The following is a 22,528-nucleotide window of genomic DNA, read 5'->3' as shown; positions in this document are numbered from 1 at the left end:
CAAAGCACATGCAGATGAATATAAAAAAGTAAATGAATCGGGGTTTAACTGCTTCACGTAGAAACATACTTATTACATATCGCCGCAAGGGCGATGATGGAAATGTACGTGATGTGTGAAGACTTTTAACATTTTCTTATTCTGGACTTCTTTGTTAAGAAGAATGTTGCAAATATAGGATTCAATTTTGTTTTTGCAAATAAAAGGTGAATTTTATTAGCAAAAATTCATGTGTAACAAAAACGATAGTACTTCACTTTTTAGGTTTTTTACTTATCTTCACATTAAATATGGGATGAATGCCTCATGTTATGAGACATTGACCTTGCCTATTAGTTTGGTCCCATAGCCTATTATAAGCAAATGAAAAGAAAATTAACTTTTCTGGAAGGAACTTTATATGCTGGCGGTGCCATTGCCAATAATGTCGTTACGACGGTTACGATTCGTGGAAGCTTTAGTAAGGCATGTTTACAGGCGGCCCTCGATAAAGTACAACGGAGACATCCTCTTTTAAATGTTCACATTGAGCAAGATGTTAGCAGTGCGCCCTATTTTGTCCAAGCTACAATAAAAAAAGATATTCAAGTCCGAGTTATTGACCGTCTTACCGACGACGATTGGAAAAGCGAATTCGTGCGGGAATGTCTCGCCCCCTTCGATGCCACTGATAGCTTACTTTTACGTGTTGTGTGGATTAGAGGCGAGATTCTTTCAGACTTAATGTTTGTTGGCCACCATTGTATTTGTGATGGCAGATCCGTGCTGAATTTAATGAATGAGACCCTCTGTGTATTAGGGAACCCTGCAATGGATATTGGTAGCTATGACCAATTTTCGTCTGTGCTCGATTTTATCCCGGAGCATGTAAAACGTAATAAGGGTAACAGGTTTATCGCCAAATGCCTTCCAATGATAGTAAAAACGGCATTACGCTTTGCCTCCTTTAAGAAAGAAATCAATCGATGTAACCCCTATTTTATTCATTGGAATTTAAGCAAAGAAGAATCAAAAGCGATTCTTGAACAATGCAAGCTTAAAGGACTTTCTATCCACACCTTTTTGAGCGCCGTATTTTTGACAGCTTATGGTGATGTTGATGGCAGAAGGCGATGTGTAAAACTCTTTTGTTCGATCGATATGAGAAGATTTATTAAGGAAGTAAAAAATGACATGCTCTTTGCTTTTCCTGCAATGGTTCCCCTACATCTGAAAAAAAATTCCGCTCGCAACATTTGGCAACAAGCGGAGATGTTAAAGGTTGCATTAGCAAAACGTATGGAAAAATTAACGGTTTATGATACGTTGGTTTTTAGTGAAGGGCTCACGCCGTTAATACCGCAAATAACCAACTATGCAAAGAAAGACAAAGGGACGCACGCCTTTACTTTTTCAAATATGGGACGTGTTCAATTGGAGGAGCGCTACGGCGCACTTGCCATTGAAAACTTGTACGCGCCAGCTAGTCTCTTTGCTTTGGGTAATCCTTCTACCTTATCCATTACCAGCTTTAAGGGACAGATCGATTTTATGTTTACATCAGACGAAAACTTCCTGTCTTATCCTGTGGCACGAGCCTTTCAAACGCGCGCGCTTGAAATTATTCGGACTTCTCTTTTGACCAAGTGAATGTAAAAAAAGCGGTAAAAAAAGACATCAATTCTTAGGGCAGATCGTCGTAGATATCCAGTATAAATGAAACAATTATAAATCGTTTTCAGACTATTGCATTCATACCGCAAATACTGTACATTGGCTATATAAATTTGAAATTGACGGAATATGGCTGAGACAATTAATAAAGATGCAATTGAACCGATTCAGGAAGAGACGTTAGAATCCGGTATACAACATGTTAATAACCCGGTACTGGATTTGCCGCAGATTGTGAAAAAGTATCTTCAAAAGATCACAGGATATGTACAAAGAGGTAATAGTTACGTGTTTACAGATGGTTCTGCCGCTGTAGAAGTAAAGGTGGTAAGTGATGAAATCATACGGATTAGGCTAGCACCCCATAGCCAATTTTTAGACGATTTTTCTTATGCAGTTCCAAATCCTGATCAACATGTAGCGCTTTACGCATTTCAGGAAGAAGAGGATACTTATAGCGTAAGTACTAATACTGTGACTTGCGTCATCAATAAAAAGGATTTCTTGATATCTTTTCAGGACCGTGAAGGACAGGTTATCAATCGGGATCACACGCCGATGCATTGGGAAGAAAATCCGGATTTTGGGGGGTATTATGTTTATTGTACCAAAGTTGCGGAAGAGCAAGAAGCTTTTTATGGTGTAGGCGATAAACCCACGCACCTAAATTTGCGTGGTAAAAGATTGACCAATTGGAATTCAGACACCTATTCATTTTCCTTTGATCAAGATCCCTTGTATCGAAGTATCCCTTTTTATATTGGATTGAACAAAGGGGAGGCTTATGGAATTTTCTTTGACAATACGTTCAAAACCTATTTTGATTTTGCTGCTGAAAAACATGACCAAACCAGCTTTTGGTCGGAGGGAGGTGAGCTACAATACTATTACATTCATGGCCCCCATATGATGGACGTCGTGAAGCGCTATCATAGTATTACAGGTACTCATTATTTACCTCCCTTGTGGGCTTTGGGATTTCACCAATGCCGATGGAGCTATTATCCGGAAAGCAAAGTACACGAAATAGCGGCAGGTTTTCGATCCAGAAATATTCCCTGCGATGCCATATATCTCGATATCGATTACATGGATGGTTATCGCTGCTTTACTTGGAATAAACATTATTTCCCAAATCCAAAAAAGATGATCAAAACCCTGGCAGATCAGGGATTTAAAACGGTTGTTATTATAGACCCGGGTATTAAAGTGGATGATAATTATTGGGTATTTAAAGAAGGCAAAGAAAACAAATATTTCTGTAGAAGAGGTGATGATTATTTTATGGAAGGTCATGTATGGCCCGGACGATGTCAGTTTCCTGATTTTACCAATCCCGAAACACGTGAATGGTGGGGCGGTTTATTCAAGGGGTTGGTTGATGTCGGGGTAGCCGGCGTATGGAACGATATGAATGAACCGGCTGTATTTGGTCGTGGTACATTCCCGAACGATGTGAGACATAACTACGACGGCTACCGGGGCTCTCATCGCAAAGCGCATAATGTATATGGAATGCAGATGGTACGAGCCACCTATGAAGGGCTTAAGAAATTGAATCATGGTAAGCGACCATTCACTATAACCCGAGCGGCCTATGCTGGAACTCAACGATATTCTTCCGTCTGGACGGGCGACAATGTGGCTACTTGGGAACATCTTCGTTTGGGTGTTCTGCAGCTCCAACGGCTTTCGGTATCGGGTATGTCTTTTTGTGGAACAGATATCGGTGGATTTAGCGGTGAACCTGATGGCGAATTGTTTACTAGGTGGATCCAATTTGGGGTGTTCTCACCTTTTATGAGAGCACATTCGGCCGGCGATACAAGAGAGCGGGAACCTTGGAGTTTTGGTGCGGAACTAGAAGCAATCAACAAAAAGTTCATCGAGCTTCGCTATAAGTTTCTACCTTACATTTATTCGGTTTTTTGGGAACATGCGCAGTACGGCTTTCCGATTCTGAGACCGATCTCTATGCTAGAGCAGGCAATAGAATCGAATATCCCAAGAGAGGAGGAGTTTTCTTTTGGTGATAAGGTGTTGGTTTCTCCTGTAGTCAATCCTGGACAAGTGAGCAAAAAAGTTTATCTACCTGCGGGTTACTGGTATCACTATTGGTCTGATACGGTGTTAAAAGGGGGGGAAGAACACGATATAGCAACGCCGTTAGATGAAATGCCTTTATTTATCAAAGCAGGAGCCGTAATTCCCGAGTATCCTGTTATGCAATACGTGGACCTTCGGCAGGTTGATAGTTTAAAGCTAAGAGTTTATTACGCGGACATAGAAGTGAATTCTTTCCTTTATGAAGATCATGGCGATACGTTTGCCTACGAACAGGAGATTTACCTTGAGAAAAAAATTGTACTAAAAGGCGAAAAAAATAGCTTAACCTTAAACCAAACGATCGATGGATTGTTTACAGAGAGATATGAAACTTATAAACTGAGTTTTATAGGTTTACCATTGAAATAAATAGAATATTGGTTGATAATCGAATTACTGAATGGAAAGAAGAAGAAGGGGTTCCTACTATTCAGGTTGATAAAGATTTCCGGAATATTGTTGTCGAATAAAGAGTCAGAAGGGCGAAGGTTTGACGTAACGGTCAATATTCTCTTTTGTAGAAATGAAATGTGTCTCCGAAATAAGTTCGGACAGGTTGCTTTTTAGCTAAAGTAATCATTATAGAGCGCACCTAACTGTAAAAAAACACTATATGCATAATACTGTTGAAGTATTCTCACTGTTTACTGATTTTGATGTTAGTCTTTTCAAAGCAGGAAAACATTTTAAGTTATACGAAAAGTTCGGTGCTCATCATCTAGAAAAAGAGGAAAGAAAAGGAACTTATTTTGCCGTTTGGGCGCCTAATGCCCGATCAGTCAGCGTAATTGGTGATTTTAATGGATGGAACCCCCATTTGCACCACTTATATATTCGATGGGATGCTTCCGGTATTTGGGAGGGCTTCATTCCTGACGTGCCTTTAGGGGCCAATTATAAGTATCTTATCAAGACGGCAACCGGAGAAAATCTGGAAAAGGGAGATCCCTTTGCTTTAGTTTGGGAAACACCGCCAAAAACTGCTTCTAAAGTCGGTACCACCTGGTATGAATGGAAGGATCAGGATTGGATGGAGAAACGGCATCTTCACAATGGTTTGGATAGGCCTATATCTGTATATGAATTACACCTGGGGTCTTGGATGCGAGACCCCGAGCATCCTGATCATTTATTAAGTTACGGGCAGATTGCTGATAAATTGGTACCCTACATTAAAGAGGCCGGTTTTACGCACGTAGAGTTTATGCCTATCATGGAGCATCCTTACTATCCTTCATGGGGTTATCAAGTAACCGGCTATTTCGCCGCCAGTGCTCGTTACGGTCCACCGCAAGAACTCATGTATCTCATTGAGCAACTGCACCGGAACGATATTGGTGTATTTCTCGACTGGGTTCCTTCACACTTTCCGGGGGATGCTCACGGGTTGTATCGATTCGATGGATCGCATTTATACGAACACCAAGATCCACGACAGGGATATCATCCCGATTGGAGCTCCTATATCTTTAATTATGGACGAAATGAAGTTAGGGCCTTTTTGATAAGTAATGCAATATTTTGGCTGGACCGATTTCATGCGGATGGTTTAAGGGTAGATGCGGTGGCTTCTATGTTATATTTAGATTATTCGCGCAATGCAGGTGAATGGATACCGAATGAATACGGTGGTCGTGAGAACTTGGAAGCGGTGAGTTTCCTTAAAGAACTAAATGAAGCCGTTTATGCAAATTTTGCTGATGTGCAAACAATTGCTGAGGAATCGACGGCTTGGCCGGGAGTTAGTAGACCTACTTTTACCGGTGGTTTGGGATTTGGCATGAAATGGATGATGGGGTGGATGCATGATACCTTGAACTACTTTAAACAGGACCCCGTTTATCGTAAGTATAATCATCAACAGATAACTTTCAGTACCGTATACGCCTTTCATGAAAATTTTATGCTTCCCTTGTCGCATGATGAGGTTGTGCATGGAAAACATTCGTTAATCTACAAAATGCCCGGGGATGAATGGCAACGTTTCGCAAACCTCCGGGCGTTATATCTTTATATGTTTACGCATTCGGGCACTAAACTTTTATTTATGGGAGGTGAGTTCGGACAAACTGCGGAATGGGATTACAACCAATCGCTAGATTGGCATTTGCTCAATTTTCCGCCACACGAAGGCTTATTTCGTTTTGTGAAAGATTTAAATAATTTATATAAGACGCAACCCGCTTTATATGAAAAAAGTTTTTCGCCGGAGGGTTTTGAATGGGTAGAATTAGGTGACCATGAAAATTCGGTGCTTGTTTATTATCGGAAAGGGAGATCGGAGAAGGATGACTTGGTTGTTATATTAAATCTGACACCTGTAGTGCGATATTATTATCGTATCGGTCTTCCTCATAAAGGAACTTATGAGGTACTATTGAATTCAGACGATAAAGTATATTTTGGAAGTGGAATTAACTGCGAGCCTATTAAAGCCGAACCTTATCATTGGATGAACAAGGCCTATTCGGCGAAGTTTACGCTACCTCCATTAAGTGGTTTAGTTTTGAAAAGGACAAGGTAAAACGAAAGAAAAATGCGTGTAATTCATTTCGCCGCGGAATGTTATCCTGTGGCCAAAGTTGGTGGTTTAGCGGACGTGCTGGGTTCTTTACCCAAATATCAGCGGAAGGCTGGAATTGAATCCTCCGTTGTGATGCCTTTCTATAACAAGACTTTTGTACAGAATAATGAGTTCGAAGTTCTACACGAAGGTAGCATCCAACAAGGCAATTCCTCTTACCATTACAGCGTTTTACGAGAACGCAGCAATCTGCTAGGCTTTGAGTTAATTTTGATTAAAATACCTGGCTTACTTGATCGGGAGGAAGTATATAGCTACCCGGATGAAAGCGAACAATTCTTGGCTTTTCAACATGCCGCTTTGGATTGGCTATGTGCAACTTACCAACGGCCCGACATTATACACTGCCATGATCATCATGCAGGTCTGATTCCATTTTATATTGAAAATGTGGATCAATTTAACTTGTTAAAGGGTGTTCCAACAGTTGCCACCGTTCACAATGGACAGTATCAGGGATGGCTAAGCTGGAATAGCGCTTCGCTCATGCCCACTTTTGATACGTGGCGATGGGGCTTGCTCGATTGGAACGGATTAATTAACCCCTTAGCAGCCCTAATCAAATGTTGTTGGGCTTACACGACGGTTTCAGAAGGATATTTACATGAGTTATACGTAAGAGCTAATGGTTTGGAGGGCCTTTTTGAGGCTGAAAGGACGAAGTCATATGGGATTGTAAATGGGATTGATACAGAGGTTTGGGATACGGCTACCGATCCCATGCTTGAAAATAATTTTTCACCAGCTGCTGTTAAGAAGGGTAAAGAAAATAATAAGAGCATCCTGTGTGATACTTACGGTATGGACGCAAGTCTACCATTGTTTGTTTTCATCGGTCGTTTTGCTTTGGAGAAGGGAGCTGATCTATTAGCATCTGTTCTCGTATCTGTTTTAGAACGGTTTGAAGGAGAGGTTAATTTCTTCGTTTTAGGATCAGGAGATAAGGGCATCGAAGCGTCATTATTAAAAATACGCGAACAATTTTCACAACATTTGGCCTTGTTTATTGGTTATAATGAAGAACTGGCTCACCAAGTATATGCCGGTGCAGATTTTTTATTGATGCCGTCTCGAGTTGAACCCTGCGGGTTAAATCAATTGTATGCTATGCGTTACGGAACGGTGCCTGTAGTACATGCAACAGGAGGGCTGAAAGATACCGTGGTAGATATCGGTCGAGAAGGGTATGGTGTCTTATTTAATGACATTAGTGTTAACGGGGTTTGCGAGGGCATTGAACGCGCTTTGCACTTTTGGCGTCAAACGGACCAAAAGCAGCAGACTGCCCTAAGGAAGAAATTAATGAAGCTCGACTTTTCCTGGGAAAAATCGGCAGCCAAGTATACAGATTTATATAAAAAACTAATTAATTAATATGACTCCAAAGGTAATATCCATCGTGCTAGGAGGGGGGAGGGGTTCCCGGTTAGCACCCTTAACTGATAAACGGTCAAAGCCGGCGGTGCCAATTGCCGGTAAATATCGCTTAGTCGACATACCTATTTCCAACTGTTTGAATTCGGGATTCAATCGAATTTTTGTATTGACCCAATACAATTCGGCATCACTAAATACGCATATTAAAAACACTTATAACTTTAGTGTTTTCAGTAAAGGATTCGTTGATATTATCGCTGCCGAACAGACGATTGAAGGAGATAAATGGTTTCAGGGAACCGCTGATGCCGTGCGGCACTCTTTACGTTACATGGTCAATCACGATTATGATTTTATCCTTATTTTATCGGGCGATCAACTCTATCAGATAGATTTCCAAGAGATGATTGAATTTCATATTAGTAAGAAAGCAGAAATCACCATTGCCACGATCCCCGTTAACGCAAAGGACGCTACTTCTTTTGGTATATTGAAATCTGATGATGAGGGGCATATTACCTCCTTTATAGAAAAGCCTAAAACAGAATTGCTTGTTGACTGGAGTTCGGAGGTAAGTGACGAAATGAAAGATGCGGGAAGGGTTTATCTCGCTTCGATGGGAATTTACGTTTTTAGTAAAGGGGTACTAAACGACCTGCTAACACAAAATCAGGGATTGGATTTCGGTAAAGAACTGATACCTGATGCAATTACCGATCAAAAGAAAGTGATAAGCTATCAATATGATGGCTATTGGACTGATATTGGTAACATTGATTCTTTCTTTGAAGCTAATATTGGTTTAACAGATGAAATACCTGCCTTTAACCTCTTTGATAAACAGAGTATTTTTACAAGACCTCGTATGCTACCTCCATCTAAAATGGCTGCGACTACGCTCTATAACGCTATTGTGGCGGATGGTTGTATTATTGCTGCGAAGGAAATCGAACGCTCGGTTATCGGCGTCCGTTCTAGGATAGGGAAGGGTACGGTTATCAAGAATACCTATATGATGGGGAGTGATTTTTATCAAAACCTTGAAGAGCTTGAAGATGCAAAGAGAACTAACAAGCCCATTGTTGGGGTTGGAGAAGATTGCTATATTGACACGGCAATTTTAGATAAGAGCTGTTCAATCGGTAACAATGTACAGATTAAAGGTGGCCCACATCTGCCGGATGGAGACTTTGAAACCTATACGGTGAAGGACGGCATTATCGTTATTAAGAAACGAGCCGTGATTGCCGATAATACGATTATCGGTTAATTGTCGGCCAACTCGCAGTTAGCTAACGATCGTATCAGCTAACTGGCACATCAAATTCAGTACAAAATATTCGTTAGCATTAACGACTATTTTGTACTTTTGTTTTTTAATGAAAGTTCCTCAGATTGTACTTCATTCTTCAATGAGTTTTATAACCCCATCGGTTATATTAAAACAATTTTTCCCTTTTTGCACGATGTTGTCAAGCTTTTCACTGAAAGCCACTGACACTTTATATTTATTTGTCAAAAAACGTATTGTTTTACATGGATAAAATACTGATAAAGTCTGCCACGTTAGCCTTTCCCGGACATGAAAAAAATGGTCAAACGCTAGATGTTCTCATCAATCGGGGTATAGTCGAGGCCATTGAAAATAAGAATATCATAAACGACGAAGATGCAACGGTTATTGACGCTAATGGACAATACTTGGCTCCGGGATTTTTCGATTTAAACGTAAATTTAGGCGAGCCGGGATTGGAGACAAAGGAGACGATTGAAAGCGGTTGTGCCGCTGCTGCGGCAGGTGGTTTTACCGGATTAGCGATGCAACCTAACACAGAGCCTGCCCTACATAGTAAAGGAGAGATATCCATGGTTGTAAATTTAGCGAGAAATCAACTGGTATCTCTTTACCCGATTGGAGCTATAAGTAAAGGGAGAACGGGTAATGATCTGGCAGAGCTTTATGATATGAAGTTAGCGGGAGCTGTTGCTTTTTCCAATGGCAATAAAAGTATTCAACAGGCAGAACTAATGAGTAGAGCACTCCTCTACTGCAAGGGATTCGGTGCACTGATCATGTCTTTTGCGGAAGATGCTTCGATTGCAAATCACTCAAAAATGAATGAGGGTGTTATGAGTACCTATTTGGGAATGAAGGGAAATCCCGGGCTTGCTGAAGAATTGATGATATCGAGAGATTTATCGCTCGCTAATTACCACAACACTGTTATTCATTTTAGCACAATTAGTACAAAAGGGAGTGTATCCCTGATAAGGGAAGCCAAGCAGAAGGGAATACAGGTCACTTGTGACGTCGCCGCTCATCATCTGGTTTTAACGGATGATCGTGTCGCCGGTTTCGATAGTAATTATAAGGTGAGCCCCCCGTTGAGAACAGCAGAAGATATACAGGCATTGAAAGAAGGGCTATTAGACGGTACGATCGATGCGATTGTTTCTCAGCATACGCCCCATGAAGTAGAATATAAGCGCGTAGAGTTTGAAATTGCAAAAAATGGTATAATCGGCCTTCAAACTACTTTGCCTTTGCTACTCGAAGCACAATTATCAATCGATTTAATAATAGAAAAAATTTCAATAAGGCCGCGCGAGATTTTATCGCTTCCGACGCCATCTTTGACCGTTGGAGCTGCTGCGAATTTAGTTTTGTTTAATCCGAAAGAAAATTGGACCTTTGATATAAATACAAACTATTCCAAATCGATTAATAGTCCTTTTTATGGCGCTACTTTAATGGGCAAAGTAAATTTGGTGGTGAATAATAATAAGGTATATAGTACACTAAATTAATATGATGGACGCACGTATTGAGAAAGCATTAACTGCTGCACTTTCTGCTTTTGATAAGATAAACGGAACAAACGAGGTTTTTCGAACGAATTTATTCGCAGCTTTTAATAGCGATGAGAGCTATATGCAAAAGGTGGATTTGTTAGACGAATGTTTTGATGCTTATCCTTCTTATGAAGATTTAAGGGAAATTGCGTTCGACCTCTTGCTGATGAACTTTTTTGCAGCAGATGTCGAAAAATTGGAAGAGGATTATCTCGAATCGGAGGAGTGGGAAGATATTGAAGAGCAGACTATAGATCGGGGAACCGAGTTGCTCAATTTACTGTTATACTTAAGAGAATGTATTGATGAGGAAATCGAGCCGGAGTTAAGTGATTTTCTAAAGGAATTCCTGTTGGTAGATGAAGATGAATTTCAAGACGAACATCGTATTTATGAACCGATGATTGCCAACCAAATATTAGTGGAGAGCAATTATAAAGAAATAAGTCGAGTAGCAGCTAATCTTGGCGAGGAGCAAGAGCTGGCTGGGCTGTTTTATCCGATAATGAGCTTCTTTGCTGAACAGAATCCATCGGAAAGCCAATTTACCGAATATCTAAGAGCTAGTGGCGATCCGTCAATGGACGCAGCGGTTTATGCACTTATAGTGGCCTATAATAAAAACTAAAAGTAAATGGAAAACAACAGCTTATTACGGAAAGAAGGAGCTAAGTTAGGGATTGTAGTGGGAATACTGATGATTGTATTAACCATTATTCCCATGTACTATTATGCTTCCAGTTCCTCGTTTTGGATGGTCATTATTGGCCCGGTCATCACCGGCTTTTTTCTTCCTTTAGTATTAGCTATTTTATTCACATTTAGATTGCGAGGAACTATCGGCGGCTATTGGAGTTTTAAGCAAGCTGTAATCGGTGTTTTTTCCATGTTGCTTGTGGCAAGCTTTATTTCCTCAGTCTCCGGATTTGTTTTTGAGAAGTATATAGAGCCTGATATGAGAGAACGCTATATGCGTAACATAGCGAATAACTCAATTGAGTACATGGAGAAATCAGGTGCTGATGCTGAGCAGATTGACACGCAACTGGAAAAGATAGATGAGCAAATAGAAAAGGCAGGTGAAGTTAATATTGTTAATACATTGCGTGGTTTTGCGATCTCTACTATTGTTGTTTTCGTGATTGCTCTAATATTTGGTGCTTTATTTAAGAAAGAACGACCCATATTTCAAACAATCTCTGAAGAACCTCAGGAATAAACCGATAAACAAATCATTTGATAATTGCTTATTAACACATGGATATATCTGTCGTCATACCTTTGTACAATGAAGTTGAATCTTTATCTGAATTGGTGGCTTGGATTAAACGGGTAAATGATGAGAACAGCTTCAGTTACGAAGTGATTATGATAGATGACGGTAGCACAGACGGTTCATGGCGTGAAATTGAGGTGCTAAAATTAACCTATCCTGAAATTTATGCCATTAAATTTCGGCGGAATTATGGAAAATCAGCTGCATTGAATGTCGGTTTTGCAGCTGCATCGGGCGATGTTGTTATCACCATGGATGCTGACTTACAAGATAGTCCGGATGAGATACCGGTTCTTTTTCATCGAATAAAAGAGGAAAAGCTGGATTTATTGTCGGGATACAAACAAAAAAGGCATGACCCTTTAAATAAAACGCTGCCTACCAAACTTTTTAATGCGGTGACACGCAGGGTTTCAGGTATCAATAACTTACATGATTTCAATTGCGGGCTGAAGGCTTATCGAAAGGATGTAGTTAAAAATATAGAGGTTTACGGAGAGATGCACCGTTATATCCCCGTTATTGCAAAATGGGCAGGCTTTACAAAAATAGAAGAACAGGTTGTAAAGCATTATCCTAGGAAGTATGGCACGACCAAATTCGGTTTCAGTCGATTTATCAATGGTTTTTTAGACTTACTGTCAATATTTTTTGTTGGCAAATTTAGTAAAAGACCGATGCATTTTTTTGGAAGTCTAGGTGTACTGAGTTTTATGGGGGGCTTTATTATGACTCTTTGGCTGATTTCGGATAAACTGATCAGCATATCGAAAGGTACCTCCTATCGAAATGTTACCGATCAACCTTTGTTTTACATTGCTCTAGTTGCAATTATAGTAGGTACGCAGCTATTTTTAACCGGCTTTATTGCTGAGTTGGTCTCGCGCAATGCACATGACCGAAATAATTATCAAATAGAAAAAGTGATCTAGATAGCTTTTATTTTCCGCTATGATTTTCTTTTCAATTATTATTCCTTTATATAATCGACCGCAAGAAATAGACGAGCTTCTGTTTACACTGGTACAGCAAGGCTATCCTGAATTTGAAGTGCTGGTGATTGAGGATGGATCTACAAATAGTGCCGGGAAGATCGTTGAAAGCTACCGGGATAAACTTAATCTTCGATATTTTTTCAAACCCAACGAAGGGCAAGGTTTCAGTCGAAACTTTGGTTTCGAACGTGCAAAGGGAGATTACTTTATTGTATTCGACTCTGATTGTTTGATTCCGGCTAACTATCTACAGCTGGTTAACGATTATCTATCTCTTCATAAGTTGGACGCTTATGGCGGTCCCGATGCTGCACATGTGTCGTTTACACCCATTCAGAAAGCTATTAGTTATTCCATGACATCGCCCCTTACTACCGGTGGGATTAGAGGGAATAAAAAGCATATCGGGCAGTTTCATCCTCGAAGTTTCAATATGGGCGTTTCCAGAGAGGTGTGGGAGGCCGTCGGTGGATATAAGTTGACTAGATTAGGGGAGGATATAGAATATAGTATACGGATTCAAAGAGCAGGATTTAAGATCGGCCTAATCCCCGAAGCCATTGTCTATCACAAACGGAGAACTGATTTTAGTCAGTTTTATAAACAGCTTCATTTTTTTGGAAGGGCTAGAATTAATATTTACAAGCACTTTCCCTCAGAGCTGAAACTTGTTCATTTTTTTCCGGCACTTTTTACGCTATTTTTAATTTTTACCGTCGCACTGAATTTTTTACAAGGTTTTATTTTGTTTAGAATTCCATTAGTTACATGGTGTTGTAATTTTCTGCTAGGGGTCTATGTCTTATTACTTTTTTTCCACGCTTGGTCTCAGAGCAAGTCGCTTAGGGTGGCGGGCCTTGGTGTGGTAGCTGCTATGATTCAATTAACTGCCTATGGTTTGGGATTCATGCAGGATTTTTGGAAAAAGGTGATATTAAATAAAAAATAGTAAGTAATTTATCCAAGCGCAACGATTTTATTGTTTAAATCCTCGATATTAAAAGGTTTTGCTATATAATCGTCAGCACCAACTTCGGATGCTATACGTTCGCTTTCTCGGCCAGCGGAAAACATAATGATCGGTAAGTGAGCAGTTTCTTTATTGTTCTTTAAAATTCTCACAATTTCGTCCCCCATTAATAAGGGCATCCAGATATCGATTAACAGCAAGTCGGGCTTTTCCGATGAAATTCTTGGAAGCAAACGTGCGCTATTGGACTCCAGTAATACCTGATATCCATAGCTTTCCAATAATAAGCCCGTAATGTCTAATATGCCTTCATCATCATCACATATCATAATTTTCTTTATCATGATCTTGGTATTTAAGGGGTAATGTAAAACTAAAGGTGGCGCCTTCTCCGATTGTACTTTCAACCCAAAGGGTTCCTTTATGTTTTTTTATGATCTGGTTGCTTATATACAGACCGACACCGATGCCGGGATACTGTTTCTGTATTTCGTCCACCCGATAAAAAGAATCAAATATTTTCTTCTGATATTGATGGTCTACACCCAAACCATAATCGGTAATTGAAACTTTTATGAAATCACTTAATCGTGAAAGATGTATATTAATTGATCTATTGACCGGGGAAAATTTAATGGAGTTAGTTAATAAGTTTAAGATGACCTGCTCCAAGCGCAGTCTATCTCCTATATAATAATTACTTGCTGCTCCCTGAACCTCGAAATGGTTATCATGATATTTTCCTCGTAATTTATCTACGACCTCTAAGATCATTGCGTCAAAGTCAAATGCCTGTTTGGTAAGTTCTATTCTTCCGGTTTTAATTTTGGATGCATCCAAGAGGTCAATAACCAGATGCTCCAATTTGTCTACATAAGATTTTGTTTTATTGAGTGTTCCCTTAAGTGTTTCGCTTGCATCAGGAGGAAGCATCCGTTGTGTTAATTGTAAACTCGCTGTAATGGCTGTTAACGGAGTTTTAAGTTCATGACTGGCTGTACTTAGAAAGTCATCTTTTCTTTTCTCGAGCTCCCGTAACTCCGTTATATCGCTAATCGCTAAAATGATGTTTGCATTAGTCGTGTGTGATATAAAATGAGCATCAAAATTCAATACTTTTTTTCCGACACGAGTTGGAAAGTCTTCCAACAAATAATCCTTTATGCTCGTTTTTTTTGAGCTTAATTGCTCGGCGAGGTTTTGTAGCCCCATAGTGTTCCACTTCCCGTTGTCGATGCCCAGGATATGTTGGTCCAGTACCTCGTCCTCGGCAATATGGAAAGTTTTAAGGAAAGATCTATTGACCTTTATAATATGAAGATTCTCCGTCAAAATCAACACGGAATCCCTAACCGTGTCTATTACGGCCGTCAGGAGACCTTCATCTTCCGATAGATTGTTGTCATGTTCAACTAACGTTTTTTTTACTTTAAGTTTTTCTACTCGGAGCTGCTGATTGGTTAGTTTTAAGCGAGTAACATCGTTTTGAACACCAATATAATAAGTAACATTATTTTCCTCGTCTCTTATTGGTTGTAAGCGAAGTTGATTCCAAAATAGAGATCCGTCTTTTTTATAGTTTTTTATTTCTATTTCACATGGCTGCCCCAGATGCAAGGCTGTTTTGATGACTTTTTTTTGTTCTTCGTTGTCATCATTGCCTTGTAAAAAACGACAATTATGGCCAATAACTTCATTGCGCGAATAGCCAGTGAGCTCTTCAAATGCCTTGTTGCAGTAGACAATGGGATAATCGGGCTGCGAGCAATCGGTTATTACTACACCGACTTTTGTAGTATCTAAAGCGGTTAGTAGCAGATCCAATTCCCTATTGTAAGTACGAGCGGAAAATGAAAATTTATTTTCGTCAATTTGCTTCATACATTAGCAGTATAGTATCCTATGCCTAGCAAAATAGGAGATGTTTTGTATAATAAAGTAGTCAAACTCCCCCACTTTCTATTTACAACTTAATATTACAAACTTCAAACCAAAGTAATTTAATGGTAAATTTACGTAAACGAAAGATGCTTGAATTGCTCACATTCTATACAAATTAAATATGGAAAAAAATATCATGGATAATCATGCAAGGGGAGGGATTGACAGTTGATAAATGAGCCTGTTCAACGTGAACAAAAAATTAACAAAAAAATGATAAATGGGTTTGGTTTTAAAAATCAACTTGTTGAGTGTTTTTAAGGCTTGTTTTGTGGGTTAAAGCTGAGATTTTGGTTGAATATTTGATAACAAGACATACTGACGTTGCGATGGCCAACGTTATAAAAATAATTCAATACGATTATTTCTTGAATGGGTATAGAAACACGTATGGAGTTGTTGTTTTGGATTATATCGGAATAAATTAATAAAAGAAGCGTCTACTCAGTGAATGACGATTGGTCATTGTGGCTTTGCCCGCTTCAAAATTTTAAAAGTAAGACTGATCACTTGCATAAACCACCGCTTAAAGTAGGTGATAAAATATGCGAGTTGATGATTATCAAAAAAATAGGATTTAAAATGAAGAATATTCTTTGCGTAGATGACGATACGGATTTCGCGGCAATGGTTGCGGATATACTAAAACCGGAGGGCTACGATGTTAAAATAGATACAGGAAAAAATATGCACAGTATTTTGAGAACCGGAAAGTTTGGGTTGGTTCTACTAGATGAACGCCTCATGTGGATGTGGGGTAGTGATTTGTGCATGGAATTAAAGCAGAATCCGTTAACAAGCCATATTCCGGTTGCGATGGTATCCGCTTCCGATGATATAGCAAAAATTAAAGAGCGATGTGGAGCAGAAGCCTACGTGAAGAAACCATTTGAGCTAATGCATTTTTTGCATTTAGTGGACGAATTATATTTGTATAAAGATGAAGTCGCCTAAATAGTGTATACTTGAATATATTTAGAAAGGTATGAGCAACGGACAATATCGTAAGGAAATTTTTAGAGGACAAAATGTAGGGATTATCCTGAAGAAAGATCAGCGTACGGGGAACATTACTTATGGCTATGTCAAGGATATTTTAACATCGGCCACCTTTCATTCCAGAGGAATTAAAGTTCGACTCGAAGATGGGCAGATCGGAAGAGTTGCCGAAATCTTGGAAGATTAATAGAATAATACTAAGCGGGTGTCTCCTATGCTTGTCAAAGACAAATGTAGGAGACACCTTCGTTTTATAATAGCCGAGCAATGAATAATTCAATATAAACAGCAGGATTTTCCGTCTCTTATTGCACTTGTTATTAAAAAGAGTTATTTTTCTTGCATGCAAGAATATCTTTTATTTATTGACACGGAAACAACGGGGCTACCCAAAAAGTGGACGGTAGGATATTCTACAAAAGATAATTGGCCAAGTGCCGTTCAAGTCGCTTGGATTGTGTTTACAAAGGACGGAAGGGAAATCAAGCGAGAAAATTTCTATGTGAACGAAGACGATGTGGTGGTTAGTCGGCAAGCGCAATTAGTGCATCGGATAAAGGATTCATACTTAAGAACGTTTGGAGTACCGCGTTGTGCCGTAATGGAAAAACTCAGCAGTGATCTCCGGCAATTTAAACCTCTAGTCGTGGGGCACTTTGTCGCACTCGACTTTCATGTATTGGGGGCGGATTTTTATCGCTGCGCTATGGAAAACCCACTTGGCGATTTACGCCTATTTTGTACCATGTTAGCGAGTTCCGGATACGTTAAAAAACCTTGGATAAAATACCTCCGTTTAAACGAACTCTACCAGGAACTTTTTGAAAAGGAGCTGGAGAAGGCCCATAATGCTTTATTAGATGCAGACGCCACAGCAAAGAGTTATTTTGAGCTGGTCAAAAGAAAAGAAGTTACAGAAGAAACAATTGAAGAACAGCAAGTCAAATTATCAAAACAACTGATTCTTGATAAGTCACCATGGAGCATATCAACGGTGTTAATAATTTTGTTTTTTTTGATTGCTTTAATTGTCTGTTCGTTAGTTTTCAAGCGTTTATAAGTCATTTATATGCACTTCAATTAATGACTATAGTTTTATAGAAAAACTCATGGATAATACAAAAGAACAAGCCCCTTCATTTGATGAAAGTTACCTGATGCCTGAACAGGTCTATTCGAGAAGAATCAGTGATATAGCTTTCAGGGAGCTGGTGACCTGCAAAGAAAGCATGCCGGTGTACGAAGCCGCCCGTATTATGGCTGCCAATAAGGTTAGTTGTTTGTTTGTCACCAGTGAAAGTGGAAATATCGACGGCTTCATTACTGATATAACGTTGCGTGATAATGTGATCGCGAAAAAAGCTGATCTTACTAAACCTGTGTATTATTTTATGGATCGCGCCATTGAGTCAATTTCCATTGATACCTATATATATGAAGCGCTGCTGACGATGTATGAAACAAAATTACGCTATTTGCTGGTAGAGTCAGAAGGCAAATACGTAGGATTTGTTAGCAGAAATAAATTGATGAGTGAACAAGCTCAATCGCCATTAGTCTTTATTCAATCTGTAAAATTAGCTAGAACGAGTATCGAGTTAAAAGAGAAGTGGTCTCGTGTTCCGTACATTGTCAATCAGTTATTGAGTAAAGGTGTACAAGCTGAGATTGTTAATCAATTAATAACCGCTATTGCTGATACAATTGCGCAGAATGTAATAGAAGAAGTGTTGAGCGAAATGAGCAATCCACCCTCTAAATTCGTTTTTATGGTGTTGGGAAGCGAGGGACGTAAAGAACAGACTTTGAAAACAGATCAGGATAATGCGCTAATTTATGAGGATAAGGCGAACGAACATCGGGAGGAAGTTCGGAAATGGTTCCTTGAGTTTGCGCAAAAAGTGTCTGATCGATTGCATTTTGTAGGCTTCGCGTATTGTACGGGGGGCTATATGGCGAGTAATCCACAATGGACACACTCCTTATCGCATTGGAAGAGCAATTATAAAAAATGGATGGAGGAATCGCTTCCGGAGACTGCCATTAAATTTTCGACTTTTTTTGATTGCCGATTGATTTATGGAGATAAAGCAATCATGGATAATCTTCGAGACTTTCTAGATGTAGAGCTTCAGCAGCCTTTAGAGAAGTTTTTTGTGTATTTGGCTAAAAATGCCTTGCAATACGTGCCGCCATTAACGTTCTTTAAACCAATTAAGACGATAACAGTACAAGGCCGCGAGGTCTTTGATATTAAAAAAGCGATGACCCCAATCGTAGACTTGGTGCGTGTTTATGCTCTACGGAATCGGATTTTTTTAGAGAATACCGGAGAACGAATGAAAATGTTGCGAGATATGGGCGTGTTCACTGAAAATCAATATCAGGAATTAAGCTTATCTTATTATTACTTAATGACAATGCGTCTAAAAAATCAGGCGGTGCGCATGATCGTTGATAAGGGTGAGCCGGACAACTATATTGATATTGATAAGATTACACGTATTGAACGTGTTACCTTAAAGGAAATTTTTAAGACTGTGGAAAATTTCCAGTCTGGTATACGTATTAAGTTTACCAATAATTTATTAGGATAAAATCGTTGATCTTATACAACCAGATTTAACAACAGAACACCGATGAGGCCGACGATGGCAACAATGGATTCCATTACCGACCAAGTTAGCACGGTATCTTTGATCGTCAGATTAAAGTACTCCTTAAACATCCAGAAGCCTGAATCATTGACATGTGAGAAGGCTAAACTACCTGCGCCGACCGCTAGCACCATCAAATTAGGATCAGTTCCAGTGGATTGAATCAGTGGTAGAATCATCGATCCGGTCGTCAATCCCGCTACAGTTGCCGATCCGACGCATATTCGTATAATAGCCGCTATTAACCAACCTAAGGCAAGCGGCGGAACCGGAAGTGCTCTCAATGAAGTAGCAATCTCCTCGCTTACACCGGTTTGTGTAAATACTTCTTTGAGCGCTCCTGAACCGGCAATAATCAAAATGATGGTAGCAACGTCCTTCACCGCTTGCGTACAATGATTCATTAAATCGTCCATTTTAAGTTTTTGAACGACTCCCAAGGAAAAAAGTGAATAAAAAAATACAATCATCAAAACCACCGATGGCGAACTCAGAAATATTAATAGCTGTTGAACTGTTGGACTCAACGTAAATACATGTTGGATAAATGTCGTTGCAATTAGTAGTATAACGGGCAACAATGCCGTAAAAAAGCTATTAAAAGTGCCTGGTAATTGATCATCGGGTAAGTCTTCTGAAATGAATGTCTGTAAGGGTTGCGATGGGATTTTTTTGAGAAATTGTGCAAAGAAAGGACCGGCGATAATGATAGCCGGTATAGCAAGAGCGAAGCCATATACAAGCGTTAAACCCATATTGGCGTTGAATTGGATAACCAGTGCGGAGGGTGAAGGATGAGGGGGTAAAAAGCCATGCGTAACCGACAGCGCTGCTAACATAGGCAAGCCAATGAAGACCGCTGGAAGTTTATATTTATAAACTACCGAAAAAATAAGGGGCACCATCAGCACAAAACCTACTCCGTAAAAAAGTGGAATACCGATGATAAAGCCAACAATCATCATGGCCCACTGAATTTTTTTTTGTCCCACCCACGACATCATCACCGCGGCTATTTTTTGCGCAGCACCGCTTACAGCAATGATTTTACCGAACATGGCTCCAAACGTAATTAATATTAGTAAGGATGATAAAATATCGCCAATTCCTTTCTCTAATGTTGTCGCAATTTTATCAATAGATAAGCCTAAAGTAGCTGCAGCAAAGATTGAAACGAGTAAAAAGGCAGGGAAGGGATGTACTTTGAATGTATTAATCAGTAGGATTAACAAGAAAATGGATAGGGCAATGTAAACTAGGGTCATTGGTGTCTGTTTTGTTGGTACTGTGTTAGGCAAATTAACAGAATTGTTTTATTTATAAAAATAATGAACGAATATTGTTGAGAATATCTTTTAAAGTCAAGATGGCAAAGAGTTTTGATTGAGAAGCCATGCTCCCAACTGACCGTAAAATTGGTGGTACATCATTGGATATGATAAAAAGGCGCTCATTTTTTGAGCGCCTCTGTTGTTTAGTATCCCGGATTTTGCTTCAAATTTGGATTAATGGCAATTTGCGTATTCGGAATCGGATACAATTCCCGGTTTGGGTCACTACTAGGTCTGTGATCCCACCAAGCGGCTGTTGTATACTTTCCAAAACGAATAAGATCGGTACGTCTTTTTCCTTCAAAAATAAATTCACGACCTCGCTCAGCCAATAATTCATCTAGTGTCAAGCTTGCCGTTGTATATTGTGCAGCAGGCCAATCTTCGGCGGAAAAGGCTCGTTTTCTACTTTCATTAATTAAATTTACTGCCTCTTGGGTGGCAACACCGCCATTTTTTCGCATAATGGCCTCTGCTTTATTAAAGTATATTTCGGTAAGACGATAGATCATATAGTGGTTTTCACGATAGTTGGCATCTTGTAAGGTCCCGGATTTATATTTATTGAATCTAGCTCCACTATTTTCTTCTCCTTGTGCCATACCGCCTGCGCTGGTTAAGTCTCCCTCGCTTTCACGGCGGATACTGTTTACAAAAACAATAGGTTTTCCGCTCCATTCTTCCGTGCCTAACACCGGTGTTTGTGTGCCATATTTGTATTGTGGGCCGAACAAAAACCACTCTTTCTTGCGTAAGTCGTTTTCAGTGTAAGCATCAAAAGCGGTTGGTATCACTACGAAGGCATTCCATCCGCCGTATCCGACATTAAGTACATCTTTCATATAATCATAGCCCATAAAGAAGCCGCCCCAATCAAATGCGAAACCTCCTTTTTGACTATATGCAAATTGAAAAAGAGCCTCTGTTGCACGTTGATTCGTATTACTAAATGTAGACGTCAGATCAGCAGCCAGGTTAGGACCACCCCCTAAGCCGCCCCCTTCACCATTTAAAACCTGATCACAGGCTGCAATACACTCGTCCCACATGGGCTGTCCTACCCACTTTTCAGCATTAAGATAGAGTTCTGCTAGCATGGCGTATCCCGCAGCCTTGTTTACTCTTCCAATTAATGCATCCGAAAGCGGTAATAAATTAGGAACATTTTCTTCAAGCTCCTTTTGTATGAAAGCAAAGACTTCCGTACGTGGTTTGGTCTCTGGATTGGCTATTTCTTCAGACACTTCTTCAACAATGGGTACATTGCCCCATAATTCCATAATTTTCATGTAATGGAAGGCGCGAAGTACCTTGAGTTCTGCAATGATCGCATTCAGTTCGTCAGGCTCCATACCTACCTTTTCTGGTGGGGTTGCTTGAATCCGATTGAGCGCGTTGTTAACATAACCTAAGCCTGTCCACATTCCAATCCAAGCATCGCGTGTGCGAGATTCATTGTCTGTCCATGTGTGATAATGCTGTCTAAAATGATCTCCTGCATCATAGCCATGTCTGCCTTTTTGCGGCCAGGCCAATTGATCAGACGACAATTCCGAATGGTAGTAATAACCACTGCCTCCGGTAGGCGCTAGCCATGATTGCATATGGGTCATTGGGCGTAAGGCCGCTTGCAATACTTCTCTTCTGTTGTTGAGAAATTTATCGTTGCTTATTTCGCTATAAGGATTTTCGTCCAGTTTGGTACAAGCTTGATAGCTCATTGCTATCATACCAAATACAGAAATATATATAGATTTTTTTAGGAGTTGTTTCATTTTTTTATGTT

General features: G+C 39.7%; 17 protein-coding genes and 1 pseudogene. 14 read left to right on the top strand and 4 right to left on the bottom strand.

Annotated elements, in window-relative coordinates; translation table 11 throughout:
- Positions 1–363: 363 nt before the first annotated feature.
- The 10 genes and pseudogenes from QT327_RS05615 to QT327_RS05570 all read left to right on the top strand — a co-directional run bounded on the left by QT327_RS05615 (position 364) and on the right by QT327_RS05570 (position 13,793).
- Positions 364–1,629, top strand: a complete 1,266-nt coding sequence (locus tag QT327_RS05615) for a condensation domain-containing protein (protein ID WP_289552318.1) — start codon at positions 364–366, stop codon at positions 1,627–1,629.
- Between the two features lie 153 nt (positions 1,630–1,782).
- Positions 1,783–4,229 (top strand): annotated as a pseudogene (locus QT327_RS05610) (glycoside hydrolase family 31 protein).
- 143 nt (positions 4,230–4,372) lie between these two features.
- Entirely contained in the window at positions 4,373–6,283 is a 1,911-nt protein-coding gene (gene glgB / locus QT327_RS05605) for a 1,4-alpha-glucan branching protein GlgB (RefSeq protein ID WP_130856499.1), read from the top strand.
- Positions 6,284–6,295: 12 nt separating this feature from the next.
- Positions 6,296–7,717, top strand: a complete 1,422-nt coding sequence (locus QT327_RS05600) for a glycogen synthase (RefSeq protein WP_130856500.1) — start codon at positions 6,296–6,298, stop codon at positions 7,715–7,717.
- A 1-nt stretch (position 7,718) separates the two neighbouring features.
- Positions 7,719–8,990 (top strand): glucose-1-phosphate adenylyltransferase, encoded by a 1,272-nt coding sequence (locus QT327_RS05595; RefSeq protein ID WP_013668323.1) that lies wholly within the window; start codon positions 7,719–7,721, stop codon positions 8,988–8,990.
- 266 nt (positions 8,991–9,256) lie between these two features.
- Positions 9,257–10,528, top strand: a complete 1,272-nt coding sequence (locus tag QT327_RS05590; protein ID WP_130856501.1) for a dihydroorotase — start codon at positions 9,257–9,259, stop codon at positions 10,526–10,528.
- Between the two features lies 1 nt (position 10,529).
- Positions 10,530–11,201: a hypothetical protein gene (locus QT327_RS05585; protein WP_130856502.1), complete on the top strand. Its 672-nt coding sequence runs from the start codon at positions 10,530–10,532 to the stop codon at positions 11,199–11,201.
- 6 nt (positions 11,202–11,207) lie between these two features.
- Positions 11,208–11,792, top strand: coding sequence for a DUF4199 domain-containing protein (locus QT327_RS05580; protein WP_013668320.1), 585 nt, complete (start codon positions 11,208–11,210; stop codon positions 11,790–11,792).
- A gap of 38 nt (positions 11,793–11,830) precedes the next feature.
- Entirely contained in the window at positions 11,831–12,781 is a 951-nt protein-coding gene (locus QT327_RS05575; protein WP_130856503.1) for a glycosyltransferase family 2 protein, read from the top strand.
- A 22-nt stretch (positions 12,782–12,803) separates the two neighbouring features.
- Positions 12,804–13,793, top strand: a complete 990-nt coding sequence (locus tag QT327_RS05570; protein ID WP_289554410.1) for a glycosyltransferase family 2 protein — start codon at positions 12,804–12,806, stop codon at positions 13,791–13,793.
- Positions 13,794–13,801: 8 nt separating this feature from the next.
- On the opposite strand, the gene QT327_RS05565 is transcribed toward QT327_RS05570, so the two are convergent.
- Positions 13,802–14,158, bottom strand: a complete 357-nt coding sequence (locus tag QT327_RS05565; RefSeq protein WP_289552315.1) for a response regulator — start codon at positions 14,156–14,158, stop codon at positions 13,802–13,804.
- A complete protein-coding gene (locus QT327_RS05560) occupies positions 14,133–15,695 on the bottom strand; it encodes a PAS domain-containing protein (RefSeq protein WP_289552314.1) in 1,563 nt (520 codons plus the stop codon). Before QT327_RS05560 ends, QT327_RS05565 begins: the two co-directional genes overlap by 26 nt.
- Positions 15,696–16,337: 642 nt before the next feature.
- On the opposite strand from QT327_RS05560, the gene QT327_RS05555 reads away from it, so the two are divergent.
- The 4 genes from QT327_RS05555 to QT327_RS05540 all read left to right on the top strand — a co-directional run bounded on the left by QT327_RS05555 (position 16,338) and on the right by QT327_RS05540 (position 19,351).
- Entirely contained in the window at positions 16,338–16,709 is a 372-nt protein-coding gene (locus QT327_RS05555; RefSeq protein ID WP_157622309.1) for a response regulator, read from the top strand.
- A gap of 31 nt (positions 16,710–16,740) precedes the next feature.
- Positions 16,741–16,941: a YwbE family protein gene (locus QT327_RS05550; RefSeq protein ID WP_013668314.1), complete on the top strand. Its 201-nt coding sequence runs from the start codon at positions 16,741–16,743 to the stop codon at positions 16,939–16,941.
- 156 nt (positions 16,942–17,097) lie between these two features.
- On the top strand, positions 17,098–17,814 hold the full coding sequence (locus QT327_RS05545; RefSeq protein WP_013668313.1) for a 3'-5' exonuclease: 717 nt from the start codon (positions 17,098–17,100) through the stop codon (positions 17,812–17,814).
- 49 nt (positions 17,815–17,863) lie between these two features.
- Complete coding sequence (locus QT327_RS05540; RefSeq protein ID WP_013668312.1) at positions 17,864–19,351, top strand: DUF294 nucleotidyltransferase-like domain-containing protein; 1,488 nt, start codon at positions 17,864–17,866, stop codon at positions 19,349–19,351.
- Positions 19,352–19,362: 11 nt separating this feature from the next.
- On the opposite strand, the gene QT327_RS05535 is transcribed toward QT327_RS05540, so the two are convergent.
- Both QT327_RS05535 and QT327_RS05530 read right to left on the bottom strand, forming a co-directional pair.
- A complete protein-coding gene (locus tag QT327_RS05535; protein ID WP_013668311.1) occupies positions 19,363–20,676 on the bottom strand; it encodes a gluconate:H+ symporter in 1,314 nt (437 codons plus the stop codon).
- Between the two features lie 209 nt (positions 20,677–20,885).
- A complete protein-coding gene (locus tag QT327_RS05530; RefSeq protein WP_289552312.1) occupies positions 20,886–22,517 on the bottom strand; it encodes a RagB/SusD family nutrient uptake outer membrane protein in 1,632 nt (543 codons plus the stop codon).
- Positions 22,518–22,528 lie beyond the last annotated feature (11 nt).

The sequence above is a fragment of the Olivibacter sp. 47 genome (assembly GCF_030372825.1).
In the GTDB taxonomy this organism is placed as follows: Bacteria; Bacteroidota; Bacteroidia; order Sphingobacteriales; family Sphingobacteriaceae; genus Olivibacter; species Olivibacter oleidegradans.
This window is presented reverse-complemented; position numbering and strand designations above follow the sequence as displayed.

Bases quoted from the DNA above. Each gene is read 5' to 3' on its own strand.
- QT327_RS05530 (WP_289552312.1), bottom strand. From the start codon at position 22,517: ATGAAACAACTCCTAAAAAAATCTATATATATTTCTGTATTTGGTATG.
- glgB (WP_130856499.1), top strand. From the start codon at position 4,373: ATGCATAATACTGTTGAAGTATTCTCACTGTTTACTGATTTTGATGTT.
- QT327_RS05560 (WP_289552314.1), bottom strand. From the start codon at position 15,695: ATGAAGCAAATTGACGAAAATAAATTTTCATTTTCCGCTCGTACTTAC.
- QT327_RS05595 (WP_013668323.1), top strand. From the start codon at position 7,719: ATGACTCCAAAGGTAATATCCATCGTGCTAGGAGGGGGGAGGGGTTCC.
- QT327_RS05565 (WP_289552315.1), bottom strand. From the start codon at position 14,158: ATGATAAAGAAAATTATGATATGTGATGATGATGAAGGCATATTAGAC.
- QT327_RS05575 (WP_130856503.1), top strand. From the start codon at position 11,831: ATGGATATATCTGTCGTCATACCTTTGTACAATGAAGTTGAATCTTTA.
- QT327_RS05590 (WP_130856501.1), top strand. From the start codon at position 9,257: ATGGATAAAATACTGATAAAGTCTGCCACGTTAGCCTTTCCCGGACAT.
- QT327_RS05535 (WP_013668311.1), bottom strand. From the start codon at position 20,676: ATGACCCTAGTTTACATTGCCCTATCCATTTTCTTGTTAATCCTACTG.
- QT327_RS05600 (WP_130856500.1), top strand. From the start codon at position 6,296: ATGCGTGTAATTCATTTCGCCGCGGAATGTTATCCTGTGGCCAAAGTT.
- QT327_RS05615 (WP_289552318.1), top strand. From the start codon at position 364: ATGAAAAGAAAATTAACTTTTCTGGAAGGAACTTTATATGCTGGCGGT.
- QT327_RS05540 (WP_013668312.1), top strand. From the start codon at position 17,864: ATGGATAATACAAAAGAACAAGCCCCTTCATTTGATGAAAGTTACCTG.
- QT327_RS05545 (WP_013668313.1), top strand. From the start codon at position 17,098: ATGCAAGAATATCTTTTATTTATTGACACGGAAACAACGGGGCTACCC.
- QT327_RS05580 (WP_013668320.1), top strand. From the start codon at position 11,208: ATGGAAAACAACAGCTTATTACGGAAAGAAGGAGCTAAGTTAGGGATT.
- QT327_RS05555 (WP_157622309.1), top strand. From the start codon at position 16,338: ATGAAGAATATTCTTTGCGTAGATGACGATACGGATTTCGCGGCAATG.
- QT327_RS05550 (WP_013668314.1), top strand. From the start codon at position 16,741: ATGAGCAACGGACAATATCGTAAGGAAATTTTTAGAGGACAAAATGTA.
- QT327_RS05585 (WP_130856502.1), top strand. From the start codon at position 10,530: ATGATGGACGCACGTATTGAGAAAGCATTAACTGCTGCACTTTCTGCT.